Source organism: Glutamicibacter bergerei, from assembly GCF_054495185.1.
This window is the reverse complement of the sequence record NZ_CM137131.1, coordinates 2,524,618-2,539,855: the sequence shown is the minus strand read 5'-3', so window position 1 is coordinate 2,539,855 and position 15,238 is coordinate 2,524,618. Positions and strand designations below refer to the sequence as shown.

The 15,238-nt window shown below is 55.4% G+C and carries 14 protein-coding genes and 4 tRNA genes; 13 read left to right on the top strand and 5 right to left on the bottom strand.

Annotated features, from left to right (window positions below):
• Positions 1–162: 162 nt before the first annotated feature.
• Together ACX5K5_RS11810 and trxA are read left to right on the top strand one after the other, a co-directional pair.
• Positions 163–244, top strand: a tRNA-Tyr gene (locus ACX5K5_RS11810).
• Positions 245–385: 141 nt separating this feature from the next.
• Positions 386–757, top strand: a complete 372-nt coding sequence (gene trxA / locus ACX5K5_RS11805; protein ID WP_096257081.1) for a thioredoxin — start codon at positions 386–388, stop codon at positions 755–757.
• Between the two features lie 31 nt (positions 758–788).
• Here the strand turns inward: trxA and ACX5K5_RS11800 are convergent, their stop codons facing one another.
• Positions 789–1,754, bottom strand: a complete 966-nt coding sequence (locus tag ACX5K5_RS11800) for a DNA-3-methyladenine glycosylase family protein (RefSeq protein ID WP_459174430.1) — start codon at positions 1,752–1,754, stop codon at positions 789–791.
• Between the two features lie 111 nt (positions 1,755–1,865).
• Between ACX5K5_RS11800 and ACX5K5_RS11795 the strand changes: the two genes are divergently transcribed.
• Together ACX5K5_RS11795 and ACX5K5_RS11790 are read left to right on the top strand one after the other, a co-directional pair.
• Positions 1,866–3,230, top strand: a complete 1,365-nt coding sequence (locus ACX5K5_RS11795) for a pyridoxal-phosphate dependent enzyme (protein ID WP_459174429.1) — start codon at positions 1,866–1,868, stop codon at positions 3,228–3,230.
• A 27-nt stretch (positions 3,231–3,257) separates the two neighbouring features.
• The gene (locus ACX5K5_RS11790; protein WP_096256957.1) at positions 3,258–4,415 is read left to right on the top strand and encodes a cystathionine gamma-synthase; all 1,158 of its coding nucleotides are present in this window, start codon (positions 3,258–3,260) and stop codon (positions 4,413–4,415) included.
• 66 nt (positions 4,416–4,481) lie between these two features.
• On the opposite strand, the gene ACX5K5_RS11785 is transcribed toward ACX5K5_RS11790, so the two are convergent.
• Positions 4,482–4,892, bottom strand: coding sequence for a hypothetical protein (locus ACX5K5_RS11785; RefSeq protein WP_096256956.1), 411 nt, complete (start codon positions 4,890–4,892; stop codon positions 4,482–4,484).
• A 333-nt stretch (positions 4,893–5,225) separates the two neighbouring features.
• Here ACX5K5_RS11785 and ACX5K5_RS11780 point away from each other — a divergent pair, with 333 nt between their 5' ends.
• Entirely contained in the window at positions 5,226–7,133 is a 1,908-nt protein-coding gene (locus ACX5K5_RS11780; protein WP_096256955.1) for a DEAD/DEAH box helicase, read from the top strand.
• 320 nt (positions 7,134–7,453) lie between these two features.
• Here ACX5K5_RS11780 and ACX5K5_RS11775 read toward each other — a convergent pair whose 3' ends face one another.
• Positions 7,454–8,884, bottom strand: coding sequence for an HNH endonuclease (locus ACX5K5_RS11775; RefSeq protein ID WP_188685124.1), 1,431 nt, complete (start codon positions 8,882–8,884; stop codon positions 7,454–7,456).
• Positions 8,885–9,043: 159 nt separating this feature from the next.
• Positions 9,044–9,115: transfer RNA gene (locus ACX5K5_RS11770), tRNA-Thr, on the bottom strand.
• A 411-nt stretch (positions 9,116–9,526) separates the two neighbouring features.
• Here ACX5K5_RS11770 and ACX5K5_RS11765 point away from each other — a divergent pair.
• A tRNA-Thr gene (locus ACX5K5_RS11765) sits at positions 9,527–9,598 on the top strand.
• Between the two features lie 47 nt (positions 9,599–9,645).
• Positions 9,646–9,719, top strand: a tRNA-Met gene (locus tag ACX5K5_RS11760).
• Between the two features lie 58 nt (positions 9,720–9,777).
• On the opposite strand, the gene ACX5K5_RS11755 is transcribed toward ACX5K5_RS11760, so the two are convergent.
• Positions 9,778–10,536 carry a GTP pyrophosphokinase gene (locus ACX5K5_RS11755; protein WP_096257079.1) on the bottom strand — a complete coding sequence of 253 codons (759 nt, stop codon included), beginning with the start codon at positions 10,534–10,536 and terminating at the stop codon, positions 9,778–9,780.
• Between the two features lie 212 nt (positions 10,537–10,748).
• Here ACX5K5_RS11755 and ACX5K5_RS11750 point away from each other — a divergent pair, with 212 nt between their 5' ends.
• The 6 genes from ACX5K5_RS11750 (at position 10,749) to ACX5K5_RS11725 (ending at position 15,210) form a co-directional block, all read left to right on the top strand.
• Complete coding sequence (locus tag ACX5K5_RS11750) at positions 10,749–11,690, top strand: DUF2797 domain-containing protein (RefSeq protein ID WP_240520556.1); 942 nt, start codon at positions 10,749–10,751, stop codon at positions 11,688–11,690.
• Positions 11,691–11,754: 64 nt separating this feature from the next.
• Complete coding sequence (locus tag ACX5K5_RS11745; RefSeq protein WP_096256940.1) at positions 11,755–12,015, top strand: hypothetical protein; 261 nt, start codon at positions 11,755–11,757, stop codon at positions 12,013–12,015.
• 30 nt (positions 12,016–12,045) lie between these two features.
• Positions 12,046–12,492: a MaoC family dehydratase N-terminal domain-containing protein gene (locus ACX5K5_RS11740; protein ID WP_096256939.1), complete on the top strand. Its 447-nt coding sequence runs from the start codon at positions 12,046–12,048 to the stop codon at positions 12,490–12,492.
• A gap of 3 nt (positions 12,493–12,495) precedes the next feature.
• On the top strand, positions 12,496–12,936 hold the full coding sequence (locus ACX5K5_RS11735; protein ID WP_188684981.1) for a MaoC family dehydratase: 441 nt from the start codon (positions 12,496–12,498) through the stop codon (positions 12,934–12,936).
• Entirely contained in the window at positions 12,912–14,120 is a 1,209-nt protein-coding gene (locus ACX5K5_RS11730) for an MFS transporter (protein ID WP_229677067.1), read from the top strand. The genes ACX5K5_RS11735 and ACX5K5_RS11730 overlap by 25 nt, the downstream gene beginning before the upstream one ends.
• A 28-nt stretch (positions 14,121–14,148) precedes the next feature.
• A complete protein-coding gene (locus ACX5K5_RS11725; protein ID WP_188684979.1) occupies positions 14,149–15,210 on the top strand; it encodes a UDP-N-acetylmuramate dehydrogenase in 1,062 nt (353 codons plus the stop codon).
• Positions 15,211–15,238: the final 28 nt, after the last annotated feature.

The window sequence follows — 15,238 nt, the reverse complement described above, 5'->3', positions numbered from 1 at the left end:
ATTTCTCCTTGGTGTTCTACGGGTCCAATTCGCTTCATAGCCTACCGGTTTAGCGAGAAGAATTTCGGCTGTGATCAGGCTTACATCAAAAATGCCCCTCTCGATTTCACAAGCTACAAAAACTCCTGTAGAGTTATTTCTCGTTCCGACGTGAACAAACATGGCAGATTACCCGAGTGGCCAAAGGGGGCTGACTGTAAATCAGCTGGCAACGCCTTCACTGGTTCGAATCCAGTATCTGCCACAGATAACTCCCAGATCGAAAGATCTGGGAGTTTTTTGCATCCCGAAGACATTACTTAAAAGTCTTGAATTTTGTGCTTTGCTACTGCGTCCAATCTCTCCAAGCTACGTACTTGCGGATAAATTCAGATACCGTGTAGGCATGGCAACTAAAAATGTGAGCGAAGCAGAATTCGCCCAGCTGATTGCAGACAATGACATTGTGCTCGTTGATTTCTGGGCAGCGTGGTGCGGTCCTTGCCGTCAGTTCGCCCCGGTTTATGAACAGACTTCGGAAAAATTCCAGGATGTCGTGTTCGCCAAGGTTGATACCGAAGCGGAGCAGGGTTTGGCACGAGCAGCTAACGTGACCTCGATTCCTACCGTGATGGCGTTCCGTGAAAAGGTCCTCGTCTTTTCGCAGCCTGGTGTTTTGAACCAGGCTCAGCTTGAAGATCTAGTCACCGCGGTGAAGGGCATTGACATGTCTGAGGTACACGCGCAAATCGCCGAGGAAGCTGCACAGGCGGAGTAATACACAAAGCACTATTAATAGCTTCGGGCTGCTAACGACCTCGGTGATCTAACGGGGCGTAGCGTGGCCCGAAGCTTTGTTTTTTCTGTCCCGAAAGCTGCAACAGCCGGATCACCCGTTGCCGATGATCCGAAAAAGGCTGAAGAAGCTCAAGCATCTTCAGATCATCAACCCGACGCCCAATAAGTACTTGGCCGACAAAACCAGCCAGATGGTAATCGCCAACGGAAATATGGTCGGGTGAACCATGCGAACGTTGCAAGGTTTCTGCCACAGTCCACGGTCCGACGCCCGGCAAAGATAACAGTGCTGACTCAATCGTTCCTGCGCCTGAAGTATGGGGCTTTTCTGCTCTCAGATCTCTGGCAGCCCACCATTCTAGACGGCTCGCCGCCACCGCAAGCCTGCCTAGGGCTTGTGCGCGTTGTTGTTCTACTCGGGCGGCCTGCCAGTCCCACCTTTTGAGCCTTGCAAGTTCTTCGGGGCGAGGAAAAAGCGCTAGTCCCTGCGGTGCCGGCCCCGGAGCAGGACGTCCATGGTGCCGGATCAGCCAACGCCAGGCATAGTTCGCTTCGATGCCGGTGACTCGTTGTTCGAGGATAGCCCCGGCGGCGTGGTCAAAAATTCTATTGGTTCGCGGCAGCACCAAGTCGCGGTGTAGTACACGTTGATGCCGGACCAACTCGGGCAAAGAAGAAAAAAATTCCGGCTCATCAAAGCCAGACCAATCATCGGAGGCACCCAGGAGATCCGGTGCGTGCTTGATGGCCCAGGGTGCCCCAGCACCCCACGCTTCACAGTGTGCGGCAGAGTTCAGCGAGTGTTTAGTGATGCGCAACGTGGCATCGCCGAACGGGCTGGCGAACGCCAGCCAGGCCTCGGCTTCGGTTAGCCGGATCGTTGGGTCGCCCAGACCACGACGCAAAATCCCTAACGACTTCTGCAGACTTACCGGACGCTGCGGGTCGTAAGAGCCGGTCATGGCATCAAAGTGCATACTGTCAAAACCCTTCCGCTCACTAACATTTCCCATACTTTCACGCTATTGCATGACGCAAAGCTACGTACCGCCACGACATGTGTGACAAGCGCCGGTAAAGTTCTTGACATGAAGTATGCGTCTACAGTTCTAGATCTGATTGGCAACACGCCACTCGTCAAACTCAATCGGGTGACCGACGGTATCAAAGCCACCGTGTTGGTCAAGCTGGAATACCTGAACCCGGGCGGATCTATCAAGGATCGCATTTCCTTGAAGATGGTTGAGCGTGCCGAACAAAGTGGCGAATTGAAGCCTGGCGGAACTATCGTCGAACCAACCAGTGGCAACACCGGTGTGGGGCTGGCGATGGTGGGTCAGCTCAAGGGATACAAAACAATTTTTGTCACTCCCGACAAGGTGGGCGAAGAAAAACGCGATGTTTTGCGAGCCTACGGCGCCGAGGTGGTGGTGACGCCGACAGCGGTCGCCCCAGAATCTGAAGAATCCTATTACGGCGTCTCGGACCGGCTGGTCCGCGAGATCGACGGCGCATACAAGCCAGACCAATTTTCTAACCCAGCAGCTCCCGATAGCCACTTCGAATCAACCGGCCCAGAAATCTGGAACGACACCGACGGCTTGCTCACCCACGTAGTAATTGGTGCCGGCACCGGCGGAACGATCACCGGCACCGGACGTTACCTGAAGCAAATATCTGCTGACCGAGCCAGCGGCCCGGTCAAGGTGATTGCCGCAGACCCAGACGGTTCGGTGTACTCCGGCGGTACCGGACGGCCATACTTTGTCGAAGGTGTCGGCGAGGACATGTGGCCAGGCAACTATGATCCGGCCGTACCCGATGTGGTGGAGCCGGTCAACGACGCAGAGTCCTTCGCGATGACGCGCCGTCTGGCCAAGGAAGAAGGGCTGCTACTTGGCGGTTCTTCGGGTATGGCGATTGTCGCCGCGCTACGTGTGGCTCAAAACTTGAGTGAAGACGACGTCGTGGTGGTCATTGCTCCCGACGGTGGACGTGGCTACCTGGCAAAGATTTTTAATGACTCGTGGATGCTGACTCAAGGCTTCACCGGAGAAGAAAACACGCAGCTGGCGCGAATTGCTCGCGCATTGGCCACTCAGCCTCAGCCAACTGTGAGCGCAGAAACTACCCTGGCCGAAGCCGCAAAGAAGCTGCGCGAGTCCGGAGCCGAAGCACTGGTGGTTGGCACCGCGCAGTTACCTGCACGTATCGGAGAGATCCGTGCGGTGATCGGTGCAGCCACGCTCACCGACGCCCTTTTGGCCGGCGCCGAAGCTACCAGCACATTAGCTGAGCTCGAACAGCTTCCCATCCCACTGCTGGGCGTCGGCGAAAGCCTAGACCGTGCCCAGGAACTACTTGCCACGCACCCGGCGGTCTTGTTGACCGACGGTGGCGAAATTCAGGCCGCGCTGACCGCGTCGGACCTGCTGGCCTACGTAACCCGCTAAACATTGACTCAACAGGACAGGAACGTCATGACCGAAAACATTCAGGGATCAAACACTCGTTTCGTACACGCCGGACAGGAATTTGAACCGCACACCGGCGCCGTCGTCCCACCGGTACATTTCTCCACCACTTATGCGCAGGAAGCCATCGGCAAGCTGCGCAACGGCTACGAATACGGCCGCGGAACCAACCCGACCCGTGACTCGCTGCAGGCACAGCTAGCCGGTGCAGAACTGGGCAAGCACGCTTTTTCCTTTAGCTCCGGTCTGGCCGCCGAAGATTCACTGATCCGTGCAATCCTGCGCCCCGGCGATCACATTGTCTTGGGCAATGACGCATACGGTGGATCCTTCCGCCTAATTGACCGCGTCCTTGGTGCGTGGGGCATTGGCAACACTCCGGTGGACATGTCAAATGAGCAGGCATTAACCGCTGCAATTGAAAAGAACAAGGCCAAGCTGGTTTGGGTTGAGACTCCTTCAAACCCAATGATGACCATCACCGACATTGCGAAGGTCGCACAAATCGCGCACGCCGCAGGCGCACTGCTGGTCGTTGACAACACCTTCGCCAGCCCATTCTTACAGCAGCCGTTGACCCTGGGCGCAGATATCGTGGTGCACTCCACGACCAAGTACATCGGTGGGCACTCCGATGTTGTTGGCGGAGCGGTCATCGTGAAGGATGATGAGCTGGCCGAGAAGATCGGATTCATCCAGTTTGCCGTAGGTGCCGTCTCGGGCCCCATGGATGCCTTCTTGACCACTCGTGGTCTGAAGACTCTGGGTGTGCGCATGCGCGCACACAACGAAAACGCTGAAAAGGTGGCCCACTGGCTACGTGAACGCAAGGAAGTTGAGCGCGTGCTCTACCCAGGCTTCGAAGATCACCCAGGTCACGACATTGCCAAGAAGCAGATGAGTGGTTTTGGTGGCATGGTTTCCGTGCAGTTCTCCGGTGGTGAGGCTGCCGCGCGTAAGATCGCCGAAAGCACCAAGCTGTTCACGCTGGCAGAGTCCCTCGGCGGAATTGAATCGCTGATGAACTACCCATCGGAGATGACCCACGCGTCGGTCAAGGGCACCGAGCTGGCAGTTCCGGTAAACCTGCTTCGTCTGTCGGTAGGAATCGAAGATGTTGCAGATCTGATCGATGACTTGGATCGTGCTTTCGGCGCGTTGTAAGCCATAAAATACTGTGGGGCTCGTGAACCAATTGGTTCACGAGCCCCGCAGTTTTTAACGCCGGAATTATTTTTGTCTGGTTTTCGGTGAGGTGAGTTTGAAGTATTTGATACTTGCCGGGGTCCACATCAGCAGCACCGCGAGAAGCACCACCGCGGCGAGGATCGAATACCGTCCCATGCGCAGCAAAGTGGGTAGAGCCGCGATTAAGCCAATCCAAGTCAGTTGGGCGCGTGCGGAGCGTTCGCCCTTCCACAGTCGTACGGCTAAGAAACAGATAGTTATTCCGGCCACGGCCAAGAGCACTACTAGTGCCAGCGGGCCAAGATCTAAGGGCCGAACATCGAAGACATCGAAGGCCAGATTCGCGGCGAAGCCTAAAAAGAGCACCCCGGCCAAGATCCAAACGAACCGCGAAATGCGCAAGGCACCGGGTGTTGGCAGGGTATTTGGCGGGGGAGTTACGGGCTTTTTCACGTCTCCCAGCCTAGCGTCAAGACCTAGTGTTACGGCCCACTTTGCAAGCGGTGCCCGAACTCACACGGCTCCCACGCTGACAAATGAGCCTACTTGTCGATAGTATTAGGTGTTCGCGAACATCAGGGTTTCCTTGCATCTAGCCCAATTTTTGAGGCAAGAGCCTTCTCGTGTTGTATTTCTTCCGCCAAGTGTGTGCGCGGTTTTTATGTCATAGGGGAGCGCTTGATGAGCGTGAGTAGTTTTCTTACTGTGTAGCCTATGCGTCGTTCTTAAATTGGGGACGGGTAGGCCCTCCCCAAACGAATGAGGTAATTCTTCGTGTCATCAGACATGCCCGTAAACACCAATGACGAAAAGACCACCGAAGAGCCGACCGTGCTTTTCAGCGAACTTGGTCTTGACGCCCGAGTGCTTGCAGCACTAGCCGACCTAGGCTACGAGAAGCCATCGCCAATCCAGGCAGCCACCATCCCACTGCTTCTTGAAGGCCGTGACGTAGTTGGTCTGGCACAGACCGGTACCGGTAAGACCGCAGCCTTCGCGCTGCCGGCACTGTCCCGCATGGCTGAGCTTGCAGACCTTAACGGTCCAGCTCGCACCCCACAGATCCTGGTTCTAGCTCCAACCCGCGAGCTGGCTCTTCAGGTTGCTGAGGCTTTCACTTCTTACGCCAAGTACCTGAGCGACTTCACCGTCCTTCCGGTATACGGTGGCTCGCCATACGGCCCACAGCTTAACGGACTGCGCCGCGGCGCACAGGTTGTTGTCGGTACCCCAGGCCGCGTCATCGACCACATCAACAAGGGTTCGTTGGACCTGTCCAACCTTCAGTACGTAGTACTGGATGAGGCCGACGAAATGCTTCGCATGGGCTTCGCCGAAGAGGTCGACAAGATCTTGGAGTCGACTCCAAAGGACAAGCAGGTTGCACTGTTCTCCGCAACCATGCCACGCACCATTCGCCGCATTGCTGCCGAATACCTGCGTAACCCACAGGAAGTTTCGGTCAAGTCGAACACCTCGACCGGCACCAACATCACCCAGCGTTACCTGCAGGTTATGGGAGCTCACAAGCTCGACGCCATGACTCGTATCCTGGAATCCGAACCATTTGAAGGCGTTATCGCCTTCGTTCGCACCAAGATGGCTACCGAAGATCTTGCCGACAAGCTGAAGGCTCGGGGCTTCACCGCCGCAGCTATCAACGGTGACATCCCACAGCAGCAGCGTGAGCGCACCGTCGAGAACCTGCGTTCGGGCAAGATCGACATCTTGGTCGCAACCGACGTGGCTGCCCGTGGCCTTGACGTGGAACGCATCTCCCACGTCATCAACTACGACATCCCACACGACACCGAGTCCTACGTGCACCGCATTGGCCGTACCGGCCGTGCAGGCCGTACCGGCGACGCGATCCTCTTCATGACCCCACGCGAGAAGTACCTACTGCGTGCCATCGAAAAGGCTACCCGCCAGCCAGTGACTCAGATGCAGCTTCCTTCCCTGGACACGGTCAATGACCGTCGTATCCAGCGTTTCACCGATCGCATCGATCAGACCATCAGTGGTCAGGATCTGAGCACCTTCCGTGAAATCGTGGAGCGTTTTGCTGCAGAGCACGAAGACCTAGACCAGCTTGAAATCGCTGCTGCACTGGCACTGATGGCTCAGGGTGGTCGCCCACTGCTGATGACCGAGCCAGTGATCCCACCTTCGAAGAAGGCTCGCATGGACCGCGAAGGCGGACGTGGCGAGCGTGAAGGCGGACGCGGCGAGCGTGCCCCACGTGGTCGTAAGACTGCAGCGGAAGGCAACGCAATGTACCGTTTGGCCGTGGGTCGTCAGAACCGCGTTCAGCCGGGCTCCATCGTTGGCGCACTTGCCAACGAAGGCGGCTTCAACTCCTCCGAAATCGGTGGCATTGATATCCGTTCGGATCACACCTTGGTCGAGTTGCCAGCAGAGCTGACCAAAGACCAGTGGCGTGCACTGTCTAACACCCGCATTGGTGGCGAAGCCATCAACCTGGAGCTAGACAACGGTCGCAGCCCAGCTGAAGATTCGGACCGCGGTGGCTACGGCGACCGTAAGCGTTCCGGTGGCTTCGGTGGCGGACGCGGCGGCGGACGTGGCGGCTTCGGCGGCGGCGGTGGACGCGGCGGCTTCGGTGGCGGACGCGGCGGTGGCGAAAAGCGCTTCGGTGGCGGAAGCCGTAGCGGTGGACGTCGCGACTACTAAGTCTTAAAACCTAAGAGCACTCCCTTGAATCGTGAAAACGGCTCGCGGGAGTGCTTTTTTGTGCCTAAAACGCGACATAGACAATGCCAGGAAAGTTCGCGCTGAGAGTCCCAATAAGGCCTGGACGAACTCTGGGCCTAGCCTCCTCGCTCTAACGCGTGCAGAGGCCACACACAGCGCCTCACAACGTTTGGGCAGGGGGATACCCTGACCATTAGTTTGATCAGTGTTGTCGTCGCAAGTCTGATTCAGGGTAGGCACGGTGATGAAACAGTAGGAGATGTCCCCTGGGCAGGTAGAGAATCTAGGTTCTCCGAGAACTATTCACGTTGCCACCGATATCCATACGGAAGAATCGGAGGGATCACGTCTCGTACTACTCCCGTTGCTGGTGGTGCCAAAGACTGATAAATAGCGCCATCTCCGGGATTGATTCGCATCGAGTGCGGTTGTTCGTGCACCACAATCTCAAACCATCCCGGTTGTTCCTTGGCAAGATTGCACCATTGACACCGACCGTCAGCATTTTTTACATTTGTCGGGCCACCAAGATAATGCTGCATCACGTGGTCAACGTTTTCTATGATTCCATCGCAATATGGTGTCCGACAATGAACATCTCGGATCTTGATGAATTCCTTCATTGCGTCCGGGAACTCGCGTGCTTTGGAATCCATGGCAATTAAATCTTGATTTCCAGGGGCTGTATACAACCGCTGGATTTCAGGGAAGGTGAAGATTCGTAACGCTAGGTCGTCGTGTTCCGGATACTCATGGAAGTAATCGTTGACCCGTATCTGCGCCCCCGCCACTAGTTCGCGCGCATATTGGGAAGGAATGATCCCGTACCCGGGTAGATTTGCCGGTTCGCGATCGCCCATGAGCAAACTCTTATCCGTCATGATCAGTTTAATATCAACGAACAAGGGGAGCTTGGGAGGGAAACCCTCAATCTGACTGCAAATCAACATGTCAGCCATCAGCTGATCTTTTGTTCGTGGGTCTCCGCTACGACGCAGTTCGTTGACCCGCTGCTTGATTGACTTACATAAGGCGGTGCCTTCTGCGAGCGGGAGTTTAGCGCTGAGCATGACACAATTTCCGCTCTTGCGAAATCGTGAGTATCGCTTCGAGGCTTCATCTTCAGCCTGGAACGCCTTCGTGGTGCTTTCAAAACGTTCGGTGAACTTGCGAACTGTGTCGCCGATTGCCTTGACGCCGAGCCCTTCAAACATTTCCGGATGGGTGCGAAACAGCTGGTCGAACTCCCTGCGATGTTCAGCATTAACTTCTTGCAAAGGGGACGTAGCGGCGAATATCTGTCGCTCCGAGAGATCACCTAGATCAAGAGCTAGTAAAAGATTCGGCATATCTTCTACCAGTATCCGACAAGATTTCATGTAGCTTCGGGCACCTGTCGGTGGCTGACGACGGCTCATTGCCACCGCAGAAGCGGCACCACGTTCGCTTTCATCTATGAAGACGCCGCGTTCCTCATGGTCGCGAACGACTTCTTTTTCGAAAAGGTAAGCCATCTTTATCTGAGCTGCGCAGAAACTAGCTTTGGTGCGTTCCAACTCATTCAGTGCTGCTGAGTATGCGGACCTGCCGCCATGAGCGATGAGCTGGCCCAGATTGTCGTTAACTTTCCCCACCAAGGCTTCACAGCCTTCGTGAAGTCCATTGTCTGGAGGCCACTTAGGAGCCTCGTTTTCGAAGTTATCGCGATCGTCGCATCCGTCTTCGTACATAACTCCATTTTATAGTGCGTTACAGACGTTTTAGAGGTAAATTTTCGACCTGTGGATTACGGAACTTCGAAAGTTTCGCCGGTTCTGGGTCTGGTCGAAAGGGATGTTAAATAAAGCAAGAGGGAGAGAATCTATCAAAGATTCTCTCCCTCTTATCTGAGCCCCCTGCCGGAATCGATCCGGCGACCTCGTTCTTACCAAGAACGCGCTCTACCACTGAGCTAAGGGGGCAACAGATAAATACTTTACACACATTCAAAGGGTTTTCAAAATCGCCCTAGGGTGAGTGCCAGAAGTCACAAAATCGGATCTCATTAGGCGTTCTGCGCCTCGAGCTCGGTGTCGCGGATTCATGGATTCTCGCGAAGTAGAGGAAAGTATTTGTAGCAAAGTTCGACTTTCAATCCATTGACGTTTGCATTTGAATCAATGGCCATCACGTTCCTGCACAAGTAGTGAAGTGTTGACTAACTTCGTGAGTAGCGTCACTGGCCAAGTTTTCTTTGAAGTTCAGAAACGAAGCACCAGTTCGAAATTCGTATCCGCTTCTGACTTGGCTATATAGGTGATTTGATGGATTTTGATTCGACGTGGACTGCGATTTTTCTTTGCTGAGAAATCCGTGTAGAGTATTTACTCGTTGCCCCCTTAGCTCAGTGGTAGAGCGCGTTCTTGGTAAGAACGAGGTCGCCGGATCGATTCCGGCAGGGGGCTCTGAGTGGGAAGTCATCTTGGCTTCTACAGGATGGTTTCCCACTTGTGGCGGCGTAGCTCAGCTGGTTAGAGCGCACGACTCATAATCGTGAGGTCCCGGGATCGAGTCCCGGCGCCGCTACCGACAAAAGCCTCGAAAACTCCTAGAGTTTTCGAGGCTTTCTTCGTTTAAATATTTCTTACTCTTCTTTGGATGATGACTTCATCGCCAGAGCTCTGACCTGTTCCATCAAGGTCTCGTCGAACGGTTCCCCCACCGTGGGAGACTCTGCATTAACATCGTGGCCATGAACCGCGGTATGGAGCCGTTGCATTTGCAAGTCCAACTTTTCCGCGGCGTTTGCCGCATCGGTGAGCTCTTCGACCAGATGTTCAGGAACATCACCCTCGTACTTGTAAAAAATCTTATGTTCAAGACTTGCCCAAAAATCCTGGGCGATGGTGCGTATTTGGACTTCAACGATGACCGGGACTGGACCTTCGGATAGGAAGACCGGGATCTCCAGAATTAGATGCAAGCTCTTATACCCATTGGGTTTTGGATGCTTGATGTAGTCCTTGATCTGCAACACTTTCAGATCATTTTGTGCGGTGAGCGTGTGCAGTACCTTGTAAGTGTCTTTGATGAAACTGCAAGTGATACGGATACCTGCAATATCGGTGATGTTGGCTCGAATGGATGCCAGATCCGGATTGATGCCACGTTTGACGACTTTGCGCAGAATACTCTCCGGAGATTTCACGCGTGACGAAACATGTTCGATGGGGTTGTACTTGTGCAGGTACAAAAACTCCTCGCGCAGAATCGAAACCTTAGTCAGCACTTCGTCAGCGGCGAAACGGTACTCCATCATGAACTTCGGAAGCGACTGCCGTAGCGAATGAGCGAAATCGTAGACCATGGCGCCGTTGGAATTTGAAAACTCCGTGGCAGGCATTGGAATCACCGCGTGGGGTTCATCTGAATTGGAAGAAATCTCGACCACCTCTAGCTCAGTTAGCAGACTCGAAACACACTATTTGTTCGTCTTTTCTTTCAACCCTAATCCTGTCGACTAAGAATTGCGCATGAATCCGATGCACATTGCGCGTGCAGATCCGAGATGTTCAATGCTCTAACGTTGAATGCAGAACTTGTTGAAAGGCGCAGATGATTCTCGAACGTGAAAACCGGCAGCTTTGCCATGGCATTAGCTTCTCGCCGCATGAGCCAGTCCCAGTGCTCAGACTGCGTCGCGGTGAAGAATGGGTTAACGAACCACTGAGTGAAAACCGCTCAATCAGGTTGCGCGTTGGGCAGACTAAATTTTGTTTAGGTTATGTCACCATGCGTGATGATGGCTCACGAACATTGCATAGCTGCCCCAAGCTCAAAGGACTAAATACCGGAACTCAATGCGACGGGTGCCGGCGCTTGGACCAGAGCAAATTCATGCACCAGTTTCACAAGACCGGTGAAGCACCACAGGGCCTGCGCAAATATTTAGAGCAACCACATTTCCTCTATGTCGCAAGTTTTGCCCATGGAGCCACCAAGGTTGGTACGACCTCCACACAGAGTAAATGGACCCGTCTGGCACAGCAAGGAGCGGTGAGCGCCCGATATGTGGCGCGTGCCAGTGACGGTGGTGCGATTCGAGTGTTGGAAGATCTAGTGACTGAGCACGTGGGTCTTAAACAACAAGTCCGGCAGAAATCCAAGGTCAAGGGGCTGACCTCCTGGGAGCTAGACGAAGTAAGTTTGGACGCAGCCAATGCGTTAGAGGCGACACGTGCCAAGAAATTCTTGGAGTCCCAAGGTGAACTAGCCGCCTACGGAGTGGAACTGCTAGACCAAAAGTGGGTGCAGCCTGCCTACGCTCTGGAAGTGGTGCGAGCCTGGGATTCAAAAACAGTACATCCGTGGACGGAGCCCATTGCCGGCCATGAAATGAATCTGCGCGTGCGCGGAGTACTAGGGCAGAGCATCCTGGTCGACAGCGGGGAAAACACTACTTTGCGCTTGCTAGACGCGGCGGAGTTGAAAACCCGTGAAGTGAATGTCGAAGCGCAACGCGGTGAGTTCTTCGAAGAACAATCACCACTGTTCTGAGTTTCACCCGTGTTATCGCTTCATCTGGGCTTTGTACCGCGCACTCTGAACTAAACTGGATGCCATGACCAACACTCCATGGGAAGCGGCCTCACCGCGCTACAAAAAGTTTGTGTTCACTGCCATGGGGGTCATGGGCTTTGGCATCATATTGGCAATTATTGGCTCGAACATCCCCTCGCTGTCGCTGGTATACACGGCCATAGGCATCATGATCGTTGGCATGCTGTGCCACATCATCGGCTTGGTTATCCGTGCCAGGGACACCCGCAAGTGGCGTATCGCCAATGGGCTTGCCGTTCCGCGCGCCAAGAAGCAAAAGTAACCGAGTAACTCGCAACGTTCAGGAGAACTAATGGGTATCAACCCTGACCTCGTGGGGCATATTTACCCCGCTGGCGCGTCCTACCAGGTAGGTCGCGAAAAAATTCGTGAATTCGCCACGGCCACAAAAGCTAGCTCCCCGGCGCACTTTGACGTGCAGGCCGCCCAAGCATTGGGTTACGCAGATTTGGTGGCCCCACCAACTTTTGTCATCATTATCGCGCAGCGAGCAGATGCTCAGCTGATCGCAGATCCTGCCTCCGGAATTGACTTCTCACGTGTGGTGCACGCAGATCAGCGTTTCACCCACCACCGCCCTATCGTGGCCGGAGACGAACTGCTGGCAGAACTCTATGTGGACCAGATCCGCGAAATGGGTGCCGGTGCAATGATCACCACGCGCGCCGAAATCACCACGGTGTCCGGCGAGAAGGTCGCCACCACCACATCATCGCTACTGGTACGGGCAGGGGACTAAACCATGATCAAATTCTCTAGCCTAGAAAAAGGTCAAGTAATCGGTTCAAAGACCGTCACGGTGAACCGTGGTGACCTGGTGCGGTACGCAGGTGCCTCGGGAGACTTCAACCCGATCCACTACAGCGAACGCTTTGCAACCGAAGTTGAGCTACCCTCGGTAATCGCCCACGGCATGTTTACCATGGGTGCTGTTGTTGATCTTGTCGGCGCGTGGGTAGGAAACCCGGGCGCCATTGTGGATTACCAGACCCGCTTCACCAAGCCGGTAGTGGTAGAAGATCCCGCAGGGAGCAACCCGAGCGATGCCGAAGGTACCGCCATTGAGGTTGAGGGCAAGATCGGTGCACTGGACGAAGAAGCGCAAACGGCACGCGTGGACCTGACGGTCACCGCTAACGGCACGAAGGTACTGATGAAGTGCCAGGCGGTAGTCCAGCTCTGAACAAGCAACTAGGCGGCGAGGGCACGGTATTCGCCTGGCGCAACGGGCTACTTGCCGCCTACCTGGCCAGCGGCCTCTTGATCTCTGCCCTGGTCTCCAGGCTCCCGGCATTGCGCGATGCCTTGCAACTAGACCACGCAAATGTGGGCTTACTACTGTTGTGTCTGAGCGCCGGTTCGTTTTTGTCCGTGGCGTTGTCCGGACAGGCAGTGCTGCGGCTAGGAGCCACCAGCGTCATGCGCATCGCTTCGACCCTGGCAGGTTGTTCGTTGCTGCTGATCGGTATCAGCGCCTCGGTGTTTGAATCCACCTTGCTGACCGGGATTTTCCTGTTCACTCAAGGATTGGGTACCGCTTCGTGGAATGTGGCCTCGAATGTTCAGGGCGCAGCCATGGAACGGGCGCTAGGCCGAAGCATTATGCCGGCGCTTCATGGATTTTTCTCCATTGGCACCGTGCTGGGGGCCGGCGTTGGCGCGCTGGCAGCGGCGGCTAATCTGCCGCTCTATGTGCACTATGCGGTGATGGGCGTGATTATCGTGGTGACGGTGCTGGTCAGTGCCCGGAGCTTCGGTGAAGATTTCAGCCGTACCCCACGCAACCATTCGGGCCCGTCTCTGGCCCAAGCGTGGAAAGAACCACAAACCATCTTGCTTGGCGTGCTGGTCCTAGGCATGGCATTGGCCGAGGGAGCAGCAGGGGATTGGGTAGCCTTGGCATTGGCCGACGGTTACCAAACGAGCGAGGCCACCGGCGCGATTGGGTATGGCGTATTTGTCAGCACCATGACTCTCACGAGGCTACTATCCGGTGATCTGATCTTGCGTCTGGGACGCGTGATCATGATTCGATCCAGTGCCATTGCAGCCCTGATAGGTGTCTTGCTTTTTGCCTTTGCTGGAAACCTGCCCTTAGCATTTATTGGCTTAGCCATTTGGGGAATGGGAGTTGCCCTGACTTTCCCACTGGCCATGAGCGCCGCCTCACAGGACCCACTGCGGGCAGCGACCCGCGTCTCGGTGGTCTCCACCATTGGTTATGGCGCGTTCTTAGGCGGACCGCCGCTGCTGGGCCTTTTAGCCGGGGCAATTGGCCTGTTGCCGGCATTAGGTTCCATCTCGATTCTGGTGGTCCTGGCCTTCTTCCTTTCTTCGAATGTAGCCGATCACCGAAGCGAAAAATAGCACCGCGAAAATATGCGAAAGTAGGAGCATGCTGAAGAATTTGACGACCTCACAGGTCGGCGGGCCCGCCGACCAGTTGGTGGTGGCAGGTACCGAAGAAGAGCTGGTCTCTGCGCTGGCTACAGCCGACGCTGCCGGGACACCGGTACTGCTCATCGGTGGAGGTTCAAACCTGGTGATCAACGATCGTGGCTTCCGGGGAACCGCCATTCAGATCGCCACCCGAGGGTTGCAGCTTGAAACTTTGGACACCAATACGGTGTTGTTGCGCGTCGCTGCCGGTGAGAATTGGGACGCTTGCGTGGAGTACAGCCTCGTAGAGGGACTGAGCGGCTTGGAGGCGCTGTCCGGCATCCCCGGTTGTGCCGGGGCCACCCCGGTGCAGAACGTGGGTGCCTACGGAGCTGACGTGTCCCAGCACCTGGCGTGGGCGCGGGTTTATGACCGCCACCTAGGTACCGGGCTGACGCTGCATCGTGAAGAGCTCGAATTTTCTTACCGGGATTCGCTGATTAAGCGCACCAGCGTTGCCGGTTCACCACGCTTTGTGGTGCTCGAAGTTGCCTTTGAGCTTACTCGTACGGATGATTCGGCGCCGATACGTTATGCGGAACTAGCTCGCCGTTTGGGCGTTGCCCCCGGTGAATCGGCCCCGGCACAGCTGGTGCGCCAGCAGGTGCTTGAACTACGCCGCTCCAAAGGCATGGTTTACGAACCGAAGGACGTGGATTCGCACTCCACCGGGTCCTTCTTCACCAACCCGATTGTTGACGTATCGGTGCTTGAACGATTGCCAGAAGGTGCCCCAAATTATCCGGTGGACACTGACGGCCTGGTGAAGCTTTCCGCAGCTTGGCTGATCGATCAGGCGGGATTCTCCAAGGGCTTCGGGCTCGAAGGCACCGAGGGGTTCAGTTTGGCTCATGGCCGCGCTAGCTTGTCGACCAAGCACACCCTGGCGGTCACCAACCGGGGAAGTGCTACCGCTGAAGACCTACTGACTGTCGCCCGCGCCGTGCGTGCCGGGGTACAACAACGCTTTGGCATTGAACTGGTCAACGAACCGTTGCTCATTGATTTAACGCTTTAGCGCACAAAAAGCCCCTTCGAATCGAATT

What these genes read in the sequence shown, in the direction of transcription:
- trxA (WP_096257081.1), top strand. Translation starts at nt 386, where the DNA reads ATGGCAACTAAAAATGTGAGCGAAGCAGAATTCGCCCAGCTGATTGCA.
- ACX5K5_RS11800 (WP_459174430.1), bottom strand. Translation starts at nt 1,754, where the DNA reads ATGCACTTTGATGCCATGACCGGCTCTTACGACCCGCAGCGTCCGGTA.
- ACX5K5_RS11795 (WP_459174429.1), top strand. Translation starts at nt 1,866, where the DNA reads ATGAAGTATGCGTCTACAGTTCTAGATCTGATTGGCAACACGCCACTC.
- ACX5K5_RS11790 (WP_096256957.1), top strand. Translation starts at nt 3,258, where the DNA reads ATGACCGAAAACATTCAGGGATCAAACACTCGTTTCGTACACGCCGGA.
- ACX5K5_RS11780 (WP_096256955.1), top strand. Translation starts at nt 5,226, where the DNA reads ATGCCCGTAAACACCAATGACGAAAAGACCACCGAAGAGCCGACCGTG.
- ACX5K5_RS11775 (WP_188685124.1), bottom strand. Translation starts at nt 8,884, where the DNA reads ATGTACGAAGACGGATGCGACGATCGCGATAACTTCGAAAACGAGGCT.
- ACX5K5_RS11755 (WP_096257079.1), bottom strand. Translation starts at nt 10,536, where the DNA reads ATGCCTGCCACGGAGTTTTCAAATTCCAACGGCGCCATGGTCTACGAT.
- ACX5K5_RS11750 (WP_240520556.1), top strand. Translation starts at nt 10,749, where the DNA reads ATGATTCTCGAACGTGAAAACCGGCAGCTTTGCCATGGCATTAGCTTC.
- ACX5K5_RS11745 (WP_096256940.1), top strand. Translation starts at nt 11,755, where the DNA reads ATGACCAACACTCCATGGGAAGCGGCCTCACCGCGCTACAAAAAGTTT.
- ACX5K5_RS11740 (WP_096256939.1), top strand. Translation starts at nt 12,046, where the DNA reads ATGGGTATCAACCCTGACCTCGTGGGGCATATTTACCCCGCTGGCGCG.
- ACX5K5_RS11735 (WP_188684981.1), top strand. Translation starts at nt 12,496, where the DNA reads ATGATCAAATTCTCTAGCCTAGAAAAAGGTCAAGTAATCGGTTCAAAG.
- ACX5K5_RS11725 (WP_188684979.1), top strand. Translation starts at nt 14,149, where the DNA reads ATGCTGAAGAATTTGACGACCTCACAGGTCGGCGGGCCCGCCGACCAG.